The organism is Halomonas garicola (genome assembly GCF_031935715.1).
GTDB classification, from domain to species: domain Bacteria; phylum Pseudomonadota; class Gammaproteobacteria; order Pseudomonadales; family Halomonadaceae; genus Vreelandella; species Vreelandella garicola.
This window is the reverse complement of sequence record NZ_JASSZF010000042.1, coordinates 1-20,055: the sequence shown is the minus strand read 5'-3', so window position 1 is coordinate 20,055 and position 20,055 is coordinate 1. Positions and strand designations below refer to the sequence as shown.

Below are 20,055 nucleotides of genomic sequence, written 5' to 3'. Positions count from 1 at the left end.
TTAGTCACGACGGCTTGCCGGCGCTCCTCGGAGTAACGAGGCATGAGTGTCTCCTTTCGCCCCCTGGTCGGTTTATAAGAACAGGGTATCAGAGGGTACGACACTCATCCTGACACTGGGGGTAGCGAAAACAGTGGTATTTTAAGCCCACTGACCAATTCATACCGCTTAGACGTTGACGAAGCGCAATATCATAATATGGTGTGCCTTTCTTCTGATACCCTTTGCTGCATTATTCAGTAAAGTGGGACACCACAAAATATCAATGGGATAAGGTATAAAGCACCATGTCGGCAAAACAACAGCTTGAGAGCTTGGTCCAGGACTTCCAGGAGAAGCGCCCACTGCGGGCAGGATCTCTGATTATCACCGCGTATGGAGACATCATCCATCCAAGAGGGGGCAATATCTGGCTAGGCAGCCTGATGAAATTGCTTCACCCTATGAGAATCAATGAGCGTCTTGTCCGCACATCTGTCTACCGGCTAGTCCAGCAGGACTGGTTACAAACGGAGAAAGTTGGCCGGTGCAGCTATTATAGTGTGACAGGTACTGGCCTGCGGCGCTTTCAGCAAGCTTTTGAGCATGTTTACGCGTTGAGCACCGACGACTGGAGTGGCAGCTGGTGCCTGGTTTTCCTAAACCAGCTGGAATCGGAAACCCGAGCTAAGGTTCGTGAAGAGCTGAAATGGCTGAGCTTTGGTAGTATGGCAACAGGTGTAATGGAACACCCCCGCTTTACCCGCCACGAGCTGATGCCACTACTACAAGAGTGGGGAGCGCTGGACGATACTATCGTGATGCAAACCGAGCCGCTAGAACAGCGGAGCCCAAAAGCGCTACGCCGACAGGTCAAAGAGAGTTGGAATTTGGATGAACTGGGCTTGCGCTACAAGCATTTTTTGGAAAAATTCCGTCCGCTATGGCATGAGCTAACCACTTACGATAACCTCAGCCTTCAGGACTGCACCACAGCACGTCTACTTCTAATACACGAATATCGCAAAATACTGCTTCGCGACCCCCTGCTGCCAGATGAACTCTTGCCGGGCGACTGGGAAGGCCGTAGCGCCAAACAGCTTTGTCGTAATCTTTACCGGGCAATCTATGAGCGCTCCGATGAGCACTTAAGCAGTATTTTAGAAAATGCTTCTGGCCCACTGCCTAGCCCAAATAGGGGTTTCTATCGCCGTTTCGGCGGCCTCAACTAGGCTTGTTGGCGCATAACCCTCAATATCTTGTATTAGGAACACAAGCACTGCGGGCCAATTTTACCGGTATTATCCGTTAAAAATAAGGCACCCGAACAAGGCCCGGCAGGCGAAGCGATCAGTTGACTCAATCTTTTATGGATGACGCTCAATAACACAGAAAAGCCATAGCTTTGAATTTTCCGCTTGCCATCAAGACAGTCCGCTTTTCTGGAGCAGTACAATCCCTAACACAATAAGGCATGCCGACACGATTCGGCGGGCCCCAAACGGCTCTTTTAAAAATTTCGCACCAATCAGGGCAGCAATGATAACGCTCGTTTCACGAAGCGCCGACACATAGGTCATCGGCGTCATCACCATGGCCCATACCACCAAACCGTAGGATCCGACATGCAACACGCCGCTCATTATACCCTGCTTCCAGTTTGCCACTAACTGTGTTTTCAGCGCACCTCTTTTAAGGATAAATATAACGGCCAGAAAGCCAACTCCGTCTATCAAAAATAGCCATGAAACATAGCTTAGCGCATTATCTGAAAGCCTGGCGCCTGTGCCATCGATGACCGTATAGGTTGCTATAGATAAGGCGGTCACAAAGGCATAAACAACGGCTTTTCCGCTGGTACGCAAGATGGAAGGGTGCAGTGCCAACAGACAGATCGCCATGGAAATAATACCGATGCTGGCGATACCCAAAAAAGATAGCGTTTCCCCTGCCAATAAAAAGGCGCCAATGGCCACAAAAGGCGGTGCAGCACCGCGCGCAATAGGATAAATCAGAGACAGATCGGCAGCACGGTAGCTCATGGAAAGAAAAGAGTAATAAAAAATATGCACGCCTAAGGAAGCCAGCAGATAGGGCCAGCTTTCCGGAGCAGGCAGCTCCAGAAAAAAGATCAGCGGAAGCACCACCAGCGCTGAAAAACCATTGGTAATAGCTAACCGAATAGCGGGCTCTCCCCCCACTTTAACGAGAGTATTCCAGCCTGCGTGCATAACAGCAGCCATCAGTACCAAGCCAGCAACCGTTGGCTCCATCGAAACCTCCAAAAAAAACGCTACTGCGTCCCTTGAGATGCAATAGCGTTTCTGACTTATTGCGTTATAGCGCTCAGGCGCATCTACCAAGCTTACTTGCTGGCATGTTCCTGAACAATGCCTTTCAACAGGGGCATATAGTGGCTAAATGAGGGCGTTTCCATATCGGCATCTTTTCCCTCATCGTCCCATACGCGCAGCCGCAGCGCATCTTTATAGTAAGTATTTTTCTCAAACGCTGCGATTTCCGCCTGACTCATAGGACCGCCCTGAACGTTGAGCGAATTGACAGATGCCGCTGAAAGGCGCGCGAAATAGTCATCATTGACCGCGCAGAGATAGCGCTTTGCCGCCACGTGCAGCTCTATCGGTTGAATAACCGACTCCGGGAAAAATTCTCGCAGTACACGAGCGCCGGACGTTTCATGGTAGTTATCCTGGCCTTGCTCCAGAGACTCTTCGGGAAACTCGCTGGTGTAATGGCCAATATCATGTAACAAAGCCGCAGCAACCAGAGTGTCCGGTGCCTTGGCTCGTTCCGCCAGCAGAGCACTCTGGAGCATATGTTCCGACATGGTAACGTCTTCTCCCAGGTAGGAGTCTCCACCACGCCGGGAAAAAATATCGGCAATGAATTCAACGATATTGTTTGCGTTAAGTGATTCGAAGCTCATGGCGTTTACCCTAGTTCCTGATTCAACGTAGCAAGCCTTGAGCGCAAGCTGTCCGTATCCGCGTAGCAGCCCTGAAACCAGCGGGAGCCTGAGCTCTCGTAGGCGACTCGTCCGTGCAGCACGCGCGTATTATCGACGATAAACAGCTCGCCGGGCTTAAGCTTAAAGGCAACCTGCAGCTCGGCGCGCTCGACGATTTCCGCCAGATGCCGGTAGGCGTCGTAATAGGCCGCCATCTTGTCGAAGGGGATTTCGGTTAATGGCCCGATGGAACGGTTATTGAAGCGTACCGCCTTCAGCTCATTATCAGGCCCCAGCTCGATCATCGGGCGCTTTGAGGCTAGATAGACTTCTGACGTTCCCGCATAGGTATAGCAGGCGGGATATCCGGCCAGCAGGTCAAATTTTTGCGGCGCTTCTTCGCGCAGGACCTCCACTGCCTTGAAAGCGTCAACCACCACGGAGTCCCCGCCCTCGACGGAGTTATCCAGGCAAGAAAGCAGCTGCAGCGTCGGTACCGGATCACGATACGGATTATCCGTGTGTACCTGCAGGCCCAGCCCGGTATAAGCCAGATTCACCGGGTTAACCTCGGTGCGGACTTCAAAGAAACGGCCATAGTTTGTTTCACGAACAAACCCAAACAGATCCACCACCTTACAAATGGCCCCGCTTTCCACCGGCATGTCGACCATCTTGGCCACGCCGTACCGGTCGACATCCCGCAGCCAGCGGTAGAGCTCACCCCCCTGCTCCCGCGCTTTTTCAAAACTTTCGACGGGCAGCTCGGGCTCTAGCTCAGCCCCCCAGCGCACGACTTCCTTGCGCGTCCACCCCGGTTCTCGGCTGGCCATCTCTGGCCGGTCATAGCGGTTGGCCAACAGCCACTCAGCATCAAATTCCGTGGTCTTGTTTTCGGGGCCGAAAGTCACGCTGATTTTCCCTCTGTCTTTACGCGACACAGTCTCAACCCGCACGTCGGCAGGGATATCCTGGACCCGGATAAGCCTTTGGCCGTTTCCCGGCGCAAGGGTGTCCTTATCGGGGGCATGATCCCGCAGCCAAACCGCATGAAAGCGGGCCCGACTTTCGTTTTCCCATACCACCTCAATGCCTTCACCCCGCTCGAGGGATTGAACACTGCTCACGCTCAACATCGATGCTGACTCCATTTGCCAATTGATCTAGGTCATGATATTTGTCTTTAAGGCATTAAAAAAACAATCGTTTCTTACCCTTTGACGCTAAAATATCTATGGGAGATACAATGACGTCCCCTGACGCTAATCAGCATATCCCTCCCCTTAACTGGCTCCAGGCCTTTGAAGCGGCCGCTCGGCTGGAAAGCTTCACCCTGGCATCGACGGAGTTAAACCGAACCCAGGCGACCATTAGCCAGCAGATCCGCAATCTGGAACTACGTCTGGCAACCGAATTATTTCAGCGCCTACCCCGAGGCGTAGAGCTGACGCTTGACGGCGCTGCTTATCTGCCCCACGTCCGCTCGGCGTTTCAGACGATCGCCGCTTCCACCCGGGACTTATTTGCACACGATCAGTCGCAGTCCGTCTCGCTTTCCAGCCCGGTATCTTTTGTGGCTGCGTGGATTGCGCCTTTGCTACCCGAACTGCGCCGGCTGGATGACAGAATCAACCTGTCCATCGTTAGTATTCAGCGGCCGGTTGATTACACCGTCGAAGATGCCGACCTTGAAATCCGCTACGGTAACGGGCCCTGGCCCGGCACGGAGGCAACGCTACTGCTTGAGGATGTACTCGTTCCGGTATGCGCACCGGCGTTGGCAAAAAGTACGGACGACTGGCGTAGTCTCCCGGTCATCGCCCTTGCCGGCGCAAGGGCGGGCTGGTCTGACTGGTGTGCCTACGCCGGCTTTCCTCCGCTATCCAGTCCGGTGCTGAGGTTTGACAGCTTTATCCTCGCGCTGGAAGCGGCGAAGGCCGGCGGCGGCCTGCTGCTCGCCCCCTTGTCGCTGATCCTAGCGACGCTTCAGGCAGGCGAGCTCGTCCGCCTTTCTGACATTGAGCTTCGAACCGAGAGCGGGCACTGGCTGCTCCGCGATACGCAAAAGCCGTCTACACAAGCGATCGACAAGATACGCGCCTGGCTAATCACCAAAGCCAGGGCATCACATTAGTCAGCGGCCAGGACACGATCCAGCCAGGCGGGGTCCATATCCGGCACGGAGTTGAGCAACCGCTGGGTATAGTCGACGTGCGGTGGCGTGAACACCTCGTGCTTTGCGCCCTGCTCAACCACGCGGCCGTGCTGCATAACGACGACCTCGTCGGCGATGGCATCCACCGTTGCCAGATCGTGAGTGATGAACAGATAAGACATGTTCAAATCCCGCTGTAGCTCCATTAGCAAAGCCAGAATTTGCTCGCCAACGATCTGATCCAGCGCCGAGGTCACTTCGTCGCAGATAATAATATCCGGATTAGCGGCTAACGCCCGGGCAATACACACTCTTTGTTTCTGCCCGCCGGACAGCTGCCATGGGTAGCTGTCCATGAAAGAGTCATCCAGATACGTCATGGCCAATAGCTCTTTGACCCGCTGCTGTTGATCCGCGCCCTGAAGGCCCAGATAAAATTGCAGCGGGCGACCGATGATTTCCTCGACTTTCTGGCGTGGGTTGAGCGCGGTATCCGGTAGCTGATAAATCATCTGTAGCCGGCGCAGGGTGTCCTTGTCCCGATGTTTGAGCTGGGGTGACAGCGACGCTTCGTACAGCTTTACGCTCCCCTCAATAGGCGGCAGCAAGCCGGTAACCACTCGTGCCAGCGTGCTTTTTCCAGACCCGGACTCCCCGACAATGGCGACCGTTCTGCCCAGGTCTACCTGAACAGAGACATCTTTTAGTACTGGCACTCCGCGTTTATATTCGGCCGAAAGTCCGCTCAACGTCATGACGGGGGTACCGGCCGGCGACGCTTCCTTATGCAGGTGACGCACGCTCACCAGCTGGCGGGTGTATTCCTCGGTCGGCGCTTCCAGCAGGGTCCGGGTATCGCCCTCTTCTACCAGCTCTCCGTTGCGCAATACCATAATGCGGTTGGCCAGCTGGGCCACAACGGCCAGATCATGAGTAATGTACAGAGCGGCCGTATTATGCAGACGGATAGTCGTCCTGATAGCCGCCAACACTTCAATTTGCGTCGTGACGTCAAGCGCCGTGGTGGGCTCATCGAACACCAGAATATCCGGCCGGCAAGCCATCGCGGTTGCCACCATGGCCCGCTGCAGCTGCCCTCCGGATACCTGGTGCGGATAACGCTGCCCAAACGTTTCGGGCTCCGGAAGCCCCATTTCCCGGTAGAGCTCAACCGCCTCGGCGCGGGCCTCTGCCGCGCTGCAAACGCCGTGATACACGGCCGCTTCCACATACTGATCGATCAGCTTGTGGGCCGGATTAAAAGCCGCCGCCGCACTCTGGGCAACGTAGGCAATATGGCGACCCCGATAAGTGCGCTTTTCGCGTTCAGAAAGCCGGAGAATATCGGTGCCGTTAAAGATGACCTCGCCACCGGCAATCACACAGCCGTCGCGAGCGTAGCCAAGGCTCGCCAGGCCGATGGTTGATTTACCCGCCCCGGATTCACCGATAACTCCCAGTACCTCACCAGGCTGCAAATCAAGGCTAACGCCTTTGACCAGCTGCTTGGGTTTCTTTTGGCTATCCGTTTCAATTACCAGATTACGGATTTGCAAAATGTCTTTATTCGCTACCTTGCTATCGCTTTGCTTCATTTTGAAAGCCCGCTTGCCTTATTCAAAAACCAGTCCACTACCAAATTGACGGAAATCGTCAGCACTGCGATGGCGGCAGCGGGTAACAGCGGCGTGAATTTGCCAAAGGTGATCAGCATGGCGTTTTCACGCACCATAGCACCCCAGTCGGCGGTCGGCGGCTGCAGACCAAGCCCGAGGAAGCTCAGCGAGCTGACCAGCAGAAAGATAAAGCAGAAACGCAGCCCGAACTCGGCGAAAAGCGGCGCTAATATATTGGGCAGCACTTCTCGGCGGACAATCCAGAACAGCCCTTCTCCGCGCAGCCGAGCGGCTTCTACATAATCCATAACCACCACGTTCATGCTGACCGCCCGGGCAAGCCGGAAAACGCGCGTTGATTCCAGAAAGGAGACGATCAGTATCATTGCCGTGATGGAGCTACCAAAGATCATCAGCAGCAACAGCGCAAATATCAGCAGCGGAATGGCCATCAGGATATCGACAACGCGCGATACAACCTGATCAATCCAGCCACCGAGAACCGCCGCAATGATGCCCACCGACGACCCCAGGACAAACGTCAGAACGGTGATAAGAAACGTCATGCCCACGGTATTGCGAGCGCCGTAAATCAAGCGGCTGAAAATATCTCGCCCAAGGCTGTCGGTACCCAGAAGATGGGATCCGCCCCAGGGCTCAAAAGCCCCGCCCACGACGGTAGATTCACCATAGGGCGCAAGCCAGGGCGCCAAAACAATCACAAAGAGATAAAACAGAATGATGATCAGGCCGATCTGACCCGACAATGGCGCTTCTACAAGAGAATGGTACAGCCTGAATCCCAGAGACGGCCGCTGCAACGATGACGCAGCCACGGGCTCCCCGGTTTGAAAATACTCAGTAGGTGTCATTTTGGATGTAATAGCTTGGGGTTACTGACAATGGCAATCACGTCAGCAACGAGGTTGAAAAGAATATAGGTAGCCGCAAAAATCAGGCTCGCCGCCTGCACTACCGGCAAGTCGCGCTTGGAAACCGAGTCGACCATCAGCTGCCCGAGCCCCGGGTACACAAACACTATCTCAACCACCACGACGCCGGTAATAAGGTAGGCAAGGTTCATGGCAATGACGTTGACGATGGGCGCCCAGGCGTTCGGCAGGGCATGATGGACAATCACCTGCCAGGAGCTAAGGCCCTTGAGCCTGGCCATTTCTATATAAGAGCTCGAGAGCAGGTTGATCAGGGCGGCTCGCGTCATGCGCATCATGTGGGCACAGGTGACAAAGGTCAGCGCCAGCGCGGGCAGCAACGTCATGTGCAGCCGCTCTAGAAAGGGCATGCCCACTTCCACCTTGGACATGCTGGGCACCCAGCCAAGCTGAACCGACACAAACAGGATCAGCACGTAGGCGATAAAGAACTCCGGCATGGAGATGGCAGACAGGGTGAACATCGAAACGGCACGATCAACTACCGAGTTACGATAAAGCGCCGCGATAATGCCGAGCGCCAGTGCCAGCGGAACAGAGACCGCTGCGGCAAAGCCGGCGAGATAAAGCGTATTGATCAGCCGGGAGTCCAACATCCCCATCACGTCACGGTCCGTCGCAAGGGACTGCCCGAAATCACCATGAAAAATGCCCAGCATCCAATCCCAATAGCGAATAGGAAGCGGCTGCCCTAGGCCGAGCTTGTCGCGGATAGACGCCACGGTTTCGGGTGTCGCCATCTGCCCGAGTATTTCCGTCGCGATATCTCCCGGCAGCATTTCTACTGCTAAAAAGATCAGCAGCGATATGATCCACAGGGTGATTAGACCAAGCCCCACTCGTTTGGCTACTGTCAGCAACAACTTATTCATGATTAGCCCTTGAACCACCAGCGTTCCGCGATCCGATTACCGTCCATGTCGCGGTTGGTGCCGATGCGGCCGTGCCCGACCTTTTGACTGGCGGCACTGACATAGCTGGAAAACATCGGAGATACCCTGCCCCCCTGCTCGTGCACCAACGACTGCATTTCGGCGTACATCTGGGCTCGGCGCTCTTCGTCAAGCTCCGAACGCGCCTCGTTCAGCAAGTGGTTGAAGCGGTCGTTGTTCCAGTTGCTGTCATTCCAGCTGGCATCGCCGGCAAAATACTGGGAGAAGAACCAGTCTGCCGTTCCCCTCGGGCTTGAATAAGACATGCACCAGGGGCGTTTCATCCAGACGTTTTCCCAGTAGCCGTCTGCCGGCTCGCGGATGACATTGATATTGATACCGGCTTCAGCCGCATGCTCCTTGTAGAGCACGGCGGCGTCGACCGCACCGGTAAAGACCGCATCCGACGTACTAAGGTCAAGATTCAGCGAATCGTGGCCGGCCTTCTTCAAATAGTGGCGCGCCTTGTCGGGGTCATATTGGCGCTGGGGCAAATCGGCAAAGTAACGGTAGGATCCGCCGATCGGCTGATCGTTGGCGACTCGGCCATAGCCCTTGAGCACCCGCTCGACCATATCCTCCCGGTTAACAGCGTGCTTGAGGGCCAGGCGCACGTTGTTGTCATCAAACGGTTCCGCCTGCACGTTCATGGGGAAGTAGTAGATCTGATCGCTTTCTACCGTATTCACCTGAACCTGAGGATCCATTTCCAGCAGATTGACGGTTTTCAAATCGACCCTGTCCATGGCATCAATCTGGCCGGTGCGCAGAGCGTTGGTTCGCGCAGCTTCATCGGTAATGGACAGAAAGCTGACGCTGTCAAACCAGGCTCGATCGGACTTCCAGTAATCGGGATTTCGCTTGACTACGGCCTCGACGCCGGGCTCAAAACTTTGTAGCTGAAAGCCGCCGCAGCCAATACCAGAGCGAGGGTCGATCTTTCCATCACACGAAGGAAGAATGGCCAGGTGATAATCAGAGGTGATATAGGCAAAGTCAGCATTCCCCTTATTTAGGGTAAACACAACTTTATGATCGCCATCGGTAGTAATACTCTCGATCGGATCAACCATGCCCTTGGCGGCCGAAGTAGAGTCATTGCCGCGATGATGATTAAAAGATGCGACAACGTCTTCAGCCGTTAAATCACTTCCGTCATGGAAAGTGACTCCTTTCCGCAGTTGGAAAACCCACTGTTTCGCATCATTACTGGGCTCCCAACTTTCAGCCAGCTCGCCCTTAAGCTGACCATCTTCATCTATTTCGGTAAGATAATTATGAATGGCAAAGCCGAGGCTCTGCATGAAGACATCAGCGAAATGCGCCGGATTCAGAGTATCGCTAGTAGAGCCGCGCGAAAGTCCCAAGCGGAAGTGTCCTCCGCGGGCCGGCGTAGATGACTCACTAGCGAAGGCGGGAAGAACAAAAGAGCCTGCCGAGGTAGCGGCGACGCCTAGCGCGCCCCCCATGCCCAAAAAAGAGCGCCGAGTAACTCCTGTTCTGACTGCTGAACGTTTCACTTCTTTCATTCACTTAACCTTCTTTAAGACAGCATGAATTAACAAACACAAGAAACTCTTCTTGTGTCGACATCTATAAAAAAACGAAATATTTCATACGGAAAACAAGATGTCAAGAAAGGGCATATTACCCCTTGCAAAGGAAGGCACTATAAAGAACGTCTGCCGAACATTCAATTATTTTAACTCCTGGAAGCGATAGAGATAAATTGATATCACACAAAAAAAGAGAGTTCAATAAACTACCAGACATAGATATATTGACCCCATTGCATTATTTAAATGAGGGTCAGTTTTACGAGTTTATAGAATGACTGCAGTAAAGTGGGTAAGAGGGTGAAGGTAGGAAATCAGCGTCAATGCTCTTCTAAATGCACTGATATAAATGTACTGAACCAAGTATACTGACTGAGGGGAGGCAGAAAATGAGGTAACGCCAGTTTGGCCGGGAAGCCTGGCATAGAGGTGCCTTAACTTCCGTCAAAACGAAGCTTTTTCATCGAATAGCATCGAAAAACGCCGATCCGCGGACCTTCCGACCGCGGACCAGCACACAGACAGGGCGGCCATACGCCGCCTGTGATGACGCGCCAGCGGCGCTTCGTCAGCTCTCGTCGTCGGCGCTTGCGCAGTCCGGCGTTTGCTCGCTGTAGTACGCCGCGATATCGGCGATATCCTCATCCGACAGGCTCGCTGCCTGGGGCTCCATTACCGCTGACATGCCGCCCTCGCGGTTGCCTTCACGGTAGGCCGTCAGCGCACTTTTCAGATAGGTGGCCGACTGGCCGGCCAGGTTCGGGTAGGTATCGGCAGATGCCATGCCGGTCTGGCCGTGGCAGGCCGCACAGGCGGCGACCTTGCCTTCTCCTGCCTCCGGGTCGCCGTCCGCCACGGCGACGCCCGAAAGCGCGGCGGTGCTCAACATGACGGCAGCGGTCAGCGCTGCGTGCTGCATGATTCTCATATTGCTCTCCCTACTGAGTCCAATGGCGGTCAGGCCACTCTTGCCCGCTATTAAACAGCGACTTTGCCCGGTCAGCAAGCCGCAATGATGGCGCCGGTCTCCAGCGCTTGACTCACGTCAACCATCGCCGCGAAAAGCCGGTCGCGCTATTCAAGCATGGTAGCGGCGGTGGTATTCTGCGGCCAACTTAACAAGCGCATTAACGATTTTGTTACCCAAGCGTGACCACCCGGTCAGATGAGCGCCGGCATCAGGCGACAGCCCGGCACCCTGGCGGTAGCAGCAGACGAGGAGAAAACCATGGGGATGTGGAAGGTAAAGCGTCGTGACTTCCTGAAAGGCCTGGGACTGACCGGCACCGGCGCCATGTTCAGCGGCAACGTCTGGGCGCTCAACCGCCTGGAGCCGATCGGCGACACCCTGGCAAGCGAATATCCCTACCGCAGCTGGGAAGATCTGTACCGCAACGAGTGGACCTGGGACCACGTGGGCCACGCCGCCCACTGCATCAACTGCATGGGCAACTGCGCGTGGAACGTCTACGTGAAGGACGGCATCGTCATCCGCGAGGAGCAGATCGCCAAGTACCCCCAGGTCAATCCCAACGTGCCCGACGCCAACCCCCGGGGCTGCCAGAAAGGCGCCATCCACTCCACCTCCATGTACGAGGCCGACCGCCTGCGCTATCCGCTCAAGCGCGCCGGCGAACGCGGCGAGGGCAAGTGGCAGCGCATTTCCTGGGATCAGGCCACCGAAGAAGTCGCCGATAAAGTCATCGATATCTTCGAAAAGTACGGCCCGGGCAAGCTCAAGACCCACCAGGGCTCGGGCAACCAGACCATGGTCCGCCAGTCCGGCCCCGCGCGCTTTGCCGCCCTGGTCGGCGGTATCCAGCTCGACGGCTTTACCGTGGTCGGCGACCTTTTGACCGGCGCGCATCTGGCCTACGGCAACCCGCTGGAAAGCTTCACCTCGGACGCCTGGTTTGACGCCGACTACATCATGCTTGGCATGATCAACCCCAACGCCACCCGCATCCCCGATGCCCACTACATCTGGGAGGCCAAATATAACGGCGCGCGCATCACCAGTACCGCCCCGGACTACAACCCCAGCTCGATTCATACCGACCTGTGGATGCCCATCAAGCAGGGCACCGACCCCTTCCTGGCGATGTCGCTGGTCAACGTCATCATCGAAGAAAAGCTCTTCAAGCCGGCCTTCATGAAGGAGCAGACCGACCTGCCGATGCTGGTGCGCGTGGACAACGGCAAACTCTTGCGCGAGGCCGACCTGGTCGACGGCGGCTCTGATGAGGTGTTCTACCACTGGGACCTGAACAGCGGCCAGGGCGTCAAGGCCAAGGGCTCCATGGGCGACGACGACAAGACCCTGAAGCTTGGCGACGTGGACCCGGCCATCGAGGGCGAATTCGAGTTCGAAGGCATTGCCGTGACCCCGGTGTTCGAGCAGGTCAAGCGCGAGGCTGCCAAGTACACCCCGGAAGAGACCCAGGCCACCACCAACATTCACCCGGGCATGGTGCGCCAGGAAGCCCGCCACATCGCCGCGGCCAACAAGGCCATCATCATGCTGGGCTACATTACCTCCAGCTACTCCAACTGCCTCTACACCTGTTGGGGCTACGCGTTGACGCTGGCGCTGACCGGCCACGGCGGCCGCACCGGCGGGCTGGATACCTCCTGGGTCTCCTGGCACCACCCGCGCTGGACCGAGCTTGCCGGCTTTGAAGGCAAGAAATCCGCCCGCCTGGAACCCGGTGGTCTGGGCGAGTTTCTGCGCGGCGGCATGATGGAAGGCGCGCGCCAGCACTTTGACAACGCCAAGCTCAAGGAGCGCGTGGGCTTCGATCTCGACGAGATGGAAGACATGATGCAGGAGTCCATCGACAAGGAATGGATGCCCTACTACGGCGAAATCAAGGGCATGATTTCCATCGCCGACAACACTTTCCGCCGCAACAAGATGTCGGAAACCTACCGCGAAGAGCACCTGCGCCAGGCAAGCGAGCTTTACGTCAACATCAACGTGCGCATGGACTCCACCGCCGAGTGGGCCGACTACATCCTGCCCGCGGCCAGCCACTACGAAGCCTGGGATATCCGCACCCAGGGCTACCACCGCTTTGCCAACATCTTTACTCAGTCGGTGCCGCCGGTAGGCGAGTCCAAGCCGGACTGGGACATCATGGCGCTTTTGACCAAGAAAATTCAGGAGCGTGCCCTTGCTCGGGACATCGGCCCCATCGAGGACGGCGACGTCACCCGGGACCTGCACACCATTCACGACGACTTTACCCGGCAGGGCACGCTCAATACCGATCACGACGTGCTCAAGCACATCGTCGAGGATTCGCCGGAATTCGGCGGCGTGAGCCTGGAAGAAGCCGCCGAGCGGGGCTTTATCGTGATGAACGAGCACGCCGGCAGCAATCAGCCGCTCAAGCCCGACGAGCCGTACAACCCCTTCACCGCGCAGACCGACGGCAAGAAGCCCTACGACACCCTGACTGGGCGGATTACCTTCTACTGCGACCACCCGCGCTTCGAGCAGCTTAAGTCCACCGTGCCCACCGCGCGCCTTTACGCCGGCCCGGAAGCGTCGAACTATCCGCTGCACTTCTACTCGCCCCACGCGCGCTGGGGCATTCACTCCAACTGGCGCAGCAACAAATACCTGCTGCGTCTGCAGCGCGGCGAGCCCAACATCTACATCAACCCGCAGCTCGCCGATGAGCGCGGCATCAAGGACGGCGACCGCGTGCGGATGTTCAACGGCGTCGGCGAATTCTTCGCCCAGGCCAAGTTCTACCCCAGCATCCCCGTGGACTCGATCATGATGGAGCACGGCTGGGAGCCGCATCAGTACATCCGGCGCAAGAACATGAACATGTCCAACGCCGTCTTTCTGCAGCCGCTGGAACTGGTCGGCGGCTGGGGGCACCTGAAGTTCATCTACGCCATGTGGAACGCCAACCAGCATATCCACGAAAGCTGCTACGACATTGAGCTGGCCAAAGCCGAAGACATCGCCGAGCCGCACGCCGTTTAAGAGGAGATACCCATGGCTGTCAAACGCCAACTCAGCATGGTGCTGGATTTGAACAAATGCATCGGCTGCCAGACCTGTACCGCCGCCTGCAAGCTGATGTGGACCAACCGCAACGGCCGCGAGGCCATGTACTGGAACAACGTGGAAACCCAGCCCGGGCTTGGCTACCCCCGCGACTACCAGAACATGGGCGGCGGCTTTGACGAAGACGGCGCTCTGCGCCTGGGCCGCCAGCCCAGCCAGGAAGACTACGGCATCCCCTGGGAGTACAACTACTCCGAGGCGCTGATGACCGGCACCGACCCCTGGCTGCGGCCCAACGTCAAACCCACCTGGGGGGCGAACTGGGACGAAGACGAGGGCGAAGGCGACTACCCCAACAGCTACTACTTCTACCTGCCCAGGCTGTGCAACCACTGCGCCAACCCGGCCTGCCTGGCGGCCTGTTCGCGCAACGCCATCTACAAGCGTCAGGAAGACGGTATCGTGCTGGTCGACCAGGAGCGCTGCCGGGGCTATCGCTACTGCGTCAACGCCTGCCCCTACAAGAAGATCTACTTCAACGAGCAGATCTCCAAGTCGGAAAAGTGCATCTTCTGCTATCCGCGCATCGAGAAGGGTCTGCCCACCGCCTGCGCCCAGCAGTGCGTCGGCCGGATCCGCTGGATCGGCTACCGCGACGACGAGGACGGCCCCATCCACATGCTGGTGGACAAGCACAAGGTCGCGCTGCCGCTGCACGCCGAATGGGGCACCCAGCCCAACGTCTTCTACGTGCCGCCGACCTCGCCGCCCAAGATCGGCCCCGACGGCGAGGAGCTGGACGAGTCGCGCATCCCGCTCGACTACCTGGAAACCCTGTTCGGCCCCCGGGTAGGCGAAGTGCTGGATACCCTGGCAGAAGAGCGTCAAGCCAAGGCCGACGGCAAGGAAAGCGAACTGATGGATACCCTGATCGGCTTCAAGCACGCCGAAATGTTCAAGCTGAGCTGAGGGAGAGGCGCCATGACCGAATCAACCGTCGCTCCCGCGGCCTCATCCGAGGCCGCGCACCTGGCCGCCGAGGCGTCGCTTTACCGCCTCGCCGCGGTACTGCTGAGCTACCCGCTGGCCGAAACCCAGCAGGCGCTGGAAGACGGCCGCCTGCACGCCGCCCTGGCCCCGGCCTGGCAAACGCTCACCGGGGACACCTGGCCGACGCTCCCCGCAAGCGCCAACCTTGACGCGCTGGAAGTCGGCTACATGGCGACCTTTATCCACGGCCGCCGCGGCAAGCCCCGGGTGCCGCTGGTCGCCAACGCCTACGAAGCGCTGCTCGCCGGGGAGACCCCCGGCAGCTACATGCTCAACGTCCAGGCCTTTTATCGTCACTTCGACCTCCAGGCCGCCCAGGGCGACGAGGGGCACGCCGACGAGCCCGACCACCTGGTCACCATGCTCGAATTCTGCACGCTGCTCTGCCATCTAGAGGCCCGGGCCCAGGCCGACGGCGGCGACGTCTCGCCCTATCGCCGCGCCCGGCGCGACTTTATCGCCCGCCACCTGGCCCCGCTGCTGCATGCGGTCAAGGCCGCCTACGCCGACGCCGCCGACCACGGGCTGGATGCCACCCTGGCCCACCTGGTCAAGGCTCTGCCCGACTGGGCCAACCGCCAGCGCGCCGCGCTCGAGGCCCAGGCAGGCCCCTGCCCGCGCCCGGGCAGCAAGGCGGCGGCAGGCGCTGCCAACCAGGCCATGTGGGACTGAGTGCCGCCGCTCAGCCCACGTCCCGGGCGGCTTCCGCCCGGCACCCCTACACCGTTGAGGAACATGCCATGAAACTGCGTCACTTGTTATTGGGCACGGCCGCGCTGGCATTGACCGTTGCCGCCACCGAGGCCCTGGCGGACCACGACGAGCGCGACCCCAACATCACCGAAGTCAAACCCGGCGACACCGTCAAGGTGGCAACGGTGCCGGGCAATATCTACCTGCGCACCCAGGACGACCCTGACGACCTGATCTGGGACCGCCTGCCCACCTATCGCACCGCCCTGCTGCCCGCCCCGCCGGTGCACCAGTCGGTCAAGCTGCGCTTCGCCGACGAAATCGAGGCCGGCAAGCAGCTGTATTTCCAGGTCGCCCGCACCGACGAGCGCTTTTATCTCCGCCTGCGCTGGAAGGACGCGACCCAGAACGATCGCACCACCGTGGACGACTTCCGCGACGGCGTGGCGGTACAGTACGCCATCAACGGCACCGATACCTCCTACATGATGGGCTCCGGGCCGGATAACCCCGTCAACATCTGGTACTGGCGCGCCGACCACGAAGAGCAGATCGACAACCTCGCCGCCGGCGGCTACGGCAGCACCACCACCCTGCCCAAGCAGAACGTGGAAGGGGCCAGCGCCTATATCACCGATGAGAACAGCGCCCACAGCGAGTGGCATGTGGTAATGTCGCGCCCCCTCGACGCAAAAGACGACGAGCACAGCGTCGACTTTGATCGCGACACCGTGCCCATGGGCTTCGCCCTGTGGCAGGGCAGCGATAACGAGCGCGACGGCAACAAGCGCGTGACCCACACCTGGATCATGCTGGATACCGGTGTTGGCGACGACGCCGAGATATCAACAGAAGGTTAAAGAGGTAACGACGATGTCGGTTTCCCATTTCTCGCCCGATGAGCGTGACCCCCTGGCGCTGGCGCCGGCCGACTGCGGCCGCGGCCATTCCTGCCAGTTTTGCCCCCACGAGAGCACCTGCAGCCTCGACAAGCCCCAGCACGAAAAGCGCCTGATCGAGTCGCGGCTGAGCCAGGTCGGCCAGATCCTGCTGGTCATGGCCAACAAGGGCGGCGTGGGCAAGAGCACCGTCTCGGCCAACGTCGCCGCCGGGCTCGCCGCCCGGGGCTACCGCGTTGGCGTCGCCGATGCCGACATCCACGGCCCCAACCAGAGCCGCTTTTTCGGCTTTGCCGGCGAACGCATCCGCCTGGACAAGGAAGGACTTTCCACCCAGGCGTTTCACGCCGAGGGCATCGAGCATCCGGTCAAGGTCGGCTCGCTGGCGTTCATGATGGAAACCGACGACACCCCCATCGTCTGGCGCGATGCCTACAAGCACGACTTCATGCACCACCTGATCGGCTCCTTCGACTGGGGGCCGCTGGACTTTCTCGTCGTCGACATGCCCCCGGGCACCGGCAACGAGCTGATTACCCTTTCCGACATGCTCGAAGGCCAAGACGTCGCCGCCCTGCTCGCCACCACGCCCCAGGAAGTCGCGCTGATGGACAGCCTCAAGGCGGTACGCTTCTGCCAGGATCGCAGCATGCCCCTGCTCGGCGCGGTAGAGAACATGTCCGGCATCACCTGCCCGCACTGCAGCGGCGAGTTCCACCTCTTCCCCCGGGCCCACCTGGCCGAGGCGCTGGCCGAGCACGAGATCGAGTCGCTGGCGCAGATTCCGCTGTCGCCGGCGCTCGCCAGCGGCTCCGACAGCGGCCGGCCGATCGTCATCGACGCCCCGGAAGGCCCCGAGGCCAAAGCGTTTGCTCCGGTGATCGACGCCTGCGTCGAACACGCCCGGGCGATGTTCGCCGATGCCGCCGTGGCCTCGCTTAACACCCTGGAGGACGGCGCCGGCAGCGATTTCGACGCGGCCCTTGCTGCTCTGCCCCAGGACCAGCAGGACGAACTGCGTGGCCAGCTCGCCGACCTGCTGCGGCAGTAACCCCTTTGCTTTTTGCCAGGACGCTTTCATGACCCAGACAGCCAACCCGGATCGCCGCCGCTTCTTTCGCCAGCTGCTCGACGGCGCCAACCCCAACGCTCCCCAGCGCGCGGCCTGGCACCGCGCGCCCGAAGTCGGCGCCGGCGACGGCGACGTGCTGTGGTCCGGCTGGGCCGGCGATGGCGAAGTGTTCGTGGTCGGCGACGAAGCCATGGTGCTGCACTTTGACGGCCACGCCGACGCGCACAGCCGGCTGTGGAAGCCCATGGAAACCCCCGGCAACCTGCCGCTGCACGGCATCTGGGGGCCATCCCGGGACAACCTCTTCGCCGTCGGCTGGATGGGCTGCATCCTGCACTTCGACGGCTCCCGCTGGACGCAGCAGCACGGCGGCGTCATCGACGACGATAGCCAGAGCTTTACCGCCTGCGCGGAAAACACGCCGCTTTTTGCCATCGACGGCAACGCCTCCGGCCACGCCTGGGCGGTAGGCGACGACGGCATGATCCTGCACTACGACGGCCACGCCTGGCAGCGGGAAAAAAGCCCCACCTACATCAACCTGCGCGCCGTCGCCTGCACGCCGAGCGGCAGCGTCTACGCCGCCGGCGGCGAAGGCACCGTCATCCGTCGGCACCCCGACGGCGACTGGGAAGCGCTGGACTGCCCGCTGAGCTCGGGCTTTCAGGCCCTGCTGGTCGTCGATGACGATACCCTGCTGCTCGGCGGCGGACGCTACTTCGTCGATCAGGGCGGCTTTCGCGGCGAGCTGGTGAGCTACGCCAACGGCCGCTTCGAGGCCATCGACGTCGACACCCCCATGCCCCGCCTGCGTTCGCTACGCCCGTACAAGGACGGCGTGCTGATCGTCGGCGACCGTGGCTATCTGTTCTATCTGCGCGACTATCTCTCCAAGGCTCGCTCCGCTACCCGCAAGCCGCGGCTGTACCAGCTGGAGAGCAACTGCCAGCACGACCTCATGGATATCGTGCCGCTCTCCACCGGCGAGGCGCTGGTCGTCGGCGACTTCGGCACCATCATGACCGCCGCGCCGGACTTCATCGACGCCCTTGCCCCGGCGGTGAGCGCCACCGCCCAGAAGCGCCGCTGGGAGGCCATGGACTCGCCCACCGACCGCCAGCTGTGGAACCTCTGGGAAACGCCCCAGGGCGTGTGCTACGCCTGCGGCGAAGCGGGCACGGTGCTGCGCCTGGCCGGCGAGGATGCGCAGTGGGAGCAGCTCCCCGCGCCCACCGACCTCAACCTGCACTGCGTGTGGGACGCAGGCCGTGGCGGGCTCTACGCCGCCGGCCAGCTCGGGCGCATTTTCCGCTTCGACGGCCGCGAATGGCAGCTGCACTTCGACCTGCACCTGGACATCACCATCCTCTCGATGTGGGGCACCCGCCCGGACTCGATCTACGCCGTGGGCGACGAAGGCCTGGTGCTGCACTTCGACGGCCTGGGCTGGAAGCGGCTGCCCAGCGGCACCGCCTCGGCGCTTTACCATCTCTGGGGCATGGACGACGAACACCTGCTCGCCGTGGGCGACTTCGGCCTGGTGCTGCGCTACAACGGCCGCGACTGGACCGACTTTGCCGCCGGCACCGAAAACTTCCTCTACGGCGTCTGGGGCGACGCCCTGGACAACATCTACACCGTGGGGCTCTCCGGCACCCTGGCCCACTTCAACGGCCAGCGCTGGAACCTGCTGCCCATCCGCGTGCGCGACGACCTGCTGTCGATCTCAGGCTCCGCCGCCGCCGGCGTCTACGCCGTGGGCACCCACGGCTGCGCCCTGCGCCTGGAAGGCGGCCAGTGGCAAAGCGAACCCACCGGCACCGAGCTCGGCCTGCGCTCGGTCATCGCCACCCGGGGCGGCACCGCCTACGCCGTAGGTGACCAGGGCACCATTCTGCGCCGGCGCTAACCGCCCGACGCGCCGCTTTTTACGGCATAGGTAATGCGGCGTAGGTAATACGGCATAGATAAACAGCATAGATAAACCGCATAGATAAACGGGCTCTTCGACGTTTCATGTGGATTGGGCCTGATCCAGCATGCTCCCGACCGGGCTGCCAATCAGGTAGATCATGGTGATGAAGGTGCTTTCGTTGCGGTACCCGCGAGCACGTGAGCGGGCGGCCTGAAACAGACTGTTCATCCCTTCCAGTCGTGC

16 protein-coding genes and 1 pseudogene are annotated in these 20,055 nt (G+C 59.4%); 8 read left to right on the top strand and 9 right to left on the bottom strand.

Annotated features, from left to right (window positions below; translation table 11 throughout):
- Nucleotides 1-287: 287 nt before the first annotated feature.
- A complete protein-coding gene (gene paaX / locus RS027_RS12400) occupies nucleotides 288-1,211 on the top strand; it encodes a phenylacetic acid degradation operon negative regulatory protein PaaX (RefSeq protein ID WP_311957411.1) in 924 nt (307 codons plus the stop codon).
- A 192-nt stretch (nucleotides 1,212-1,403) separates the two neighbouring features.
- Here paaX and RS027_RS12395 read toward each other — a convergent pair whose 3' ends face one another.
- The 3 genes from RS027_RS12395 to tmpA form a co-directional block, all read right to left on the bottom strand.
- A complete protein-coding gene (locus RS027_RS12395) occupies nucleotides 1,404-2,252 on the bottom strand; it encodes an EamA family transporter (RefSeq protein ID WP_311957408.1) in 849 nt (282 codons plus the stop codon).
- 92 nt (nucleotides 2,253-2,344) lie between these two features.
- Nucleotides 2,345-2,926: an HD domain-containing protein gene (locus tag RS027_RS12390; RefSeq protein WP_311957406.1), complete on the bottom strand. Its 582-nt coding sequence runs from the start codon at nucleotides 2,924-2,926 to the stop codon at nucleotides 2,345-2,347.
- Between the two features lie 5 nt (nucleotides 2,927-2,931).
- Nucleotides 2,932-4,083: a 2-trimethylaminoethylphosphonate dioxygenase gene (gene tmpA, locus RS027_RS12385; RefSeq protein WP_311957404.1), complete on the bottom strand. Its 1,152-nt coding sequence runs from the start codon at nucleotides 4,081-4,083 to the stop codon at nucleotides 2,932-2,934.
- Nucleotides 4,084-4,193: 110 nt separating this feature from the next.
- Between tmpA and RS027_RS12380 the strand changes: the two genes are divergently transcribed.
- Complete coding sequence (locus tag RS027_RS12380) at nucleotides 4,194-5,081, top strand: LysR substrate-binding domain-containing protein (protein ID WP_311957401.1); 888 nt, start codon at nucleotides 4,194-4,196, stop codon at nucleotides 5,079-5,081.
- On the opposite strand, the gene RS027_RS12375 is transcribed toward RS027_RS12380, so the two are convergent.
- From RS027_RS12375 to RS027_RS12355, 5 genes are all read right to left on the bottom strand, one after another.
- Complete coding sequence (locus tag RS027_RS12375; protein ID WP_311957399.1) at nucleotides 5,078-6,697, bottom strand: ABC transporter ATP-binding protein; 1,620 nt, start codon at nucleotides 6,695-6,697, stop codon at nucleotides 5,078-5,080. The two genes, RS027_RS12380 and RS027_RS12375, sit on opposite strands and share 4 nt — an antisense overlap.
- Nucleotides 6,694-7,554: an ABC transporter permease gene (locus tag RS027_RS12370; RefSeq protein WP_311957396.1), complete on the bottom strand. Its 861-nt coding sequence runs from the start codon at nucleotides 7,552-7,554 to the stop codon at nucleotides 6,694-6,696. Before RS027_RS12370 ends, RS027_RS12375 begins: the two co-directional genes overlap by 4 nt.
- A gap of 32 nt (nucleotides 7,555-7,586) precedes the next feature.
- On the bottom strand, nucleotides 7,587-8,543 hold the full coding sequence (locus RS027_RS12365) for an ABC transporter permease (RefSeq protein WP_311957394.1): 957 nt from the start codon (nucleotides 8,541-8,543) through the stop codon (nucleotides 7,587-7,589).
- Nucleotides 8,544-8,545: 2 nt separating this feature from the next.
- Nucleotides 8,546-10,132: an ABC transporter substrate-binding protein gene (locus RS027_RS12360; RefSeq protein ID WP_311957393.1), complete on the bottom strand. Its 1,587-nt coding sequence runs from the start codon at nucleotides 10,130-10,132 to the stop codon at nucleotides 8,546-8,548.
- Between the two features lie 595 nt (nucleotides 10,133-10,727).
- On the bottom strand, nucleotides 10,728-11,087 hold the full coding sequence (locus tag RS027_RS12355; protein ID WP_311957392.1) for a c-type cytochrome: 360 nt from the start codon (nucleotides 11,085-11,087) through the stop codon (nucleotides 10,728-10,730).
- Nucleotides 11,088-11,387: 300 nt separating this feature from the next.
- Between RS027_RS12355 and clrA the strand changes: the two genes are divergently transcribed.
- The 6 genes from clrA (at nucleotide 11,388) to RS027_RS12325 (ending at nucleotide 19,806) form a co-directional block, all read left to right on the top strand.
- A complete protein-coding gene (gene clrA / locus RS027_RS12350; protein WP_311957391.1) occupies nucleotides 11,388-14,159 on the top strand; it encodes a chlorate reductase subunit alpha in 2,772 nt (923 codons plus the stop codon).
- A 12-nt stretch (nucleotides 14,160-14,171) separates the two neighbouring features.
- On the top strand, nucleotides 14,172-15,152 hold the full coding sequence (gene clrB / locus RS027_RS12345) for a chlorate reductase subunit beta (protein ID WP_311957390.1): 981 nt from the start codon (nucleotides 14,172-14,174) through the stop codon (nucleotides 15,150-15,152).
- Nucleotides 15,153-15,164: 12 nt separating this feature from the next.
- Nucleotides 15,165-15,905 carry a molecular chaperone TorD family protein gene (locus tag RS027_RS12340; protein WP_311957388.1) on the top strand — a complete coding sequence of 247 codons (741 nt, stop codon included), beginning with the start codon at nucleotides 15,165-15,167 and terminating at the stop codon, nucleotides 15,903-15,905.
- Nucleotides 15,906-15,973: 68 nt separating this feature from the next.
- Nucleotides 15,974-16,786: an ethylbenzene dehydrogenase-related protein gene (locus tag RS027_RS12335; protein ID WP_311957386.1), complete on the top strand. Its 813-nt coding sequence runs from the start codon at nucleotides 15,974-15,976 to the stop codon at nucleotides 16,784-16,786.
- A 13-nt stretch (nucleotides 16,787-16,799) separates the two neighbouring features.
- Nucleotides 16,800-17,876: a P-loop NTPase gene (locus RS027_RS12330; RefSeq protein ID WP_311957384.1), complete on the top strand. Its 1,077-nt coding sequence runs from the start codon at nucleotides 16,800-16,802 to the stop codon at nucleotides 17,874-17,876.
- Nucleotides 17,877-17,904: 28 nt separating this feature from the next.
- On the top strand, nucleotides 17,905-19,806 hold the full coding sequence (locus RS027_RS12325) for a WD40/YVTN/BNR-like repeat-containing protein (RefSeq protein ID WP_311957382.1): 1,902 nt from the start codon (nucleotides 17,905-17,907) through the stop codon (nucleotides 19,804-19,806).
- Between the two features lie 105 nt (nucleotides 19,807-19,911).
- Here the strand turns inward: RS027_RS12325 and RS027_RS12320 are convergent.
- Nucleotides 19,912-20,055: pseudogene (locus RS027_RS12320) on the bottom strand (ISL3 family transposase); the annotation flags it as partial.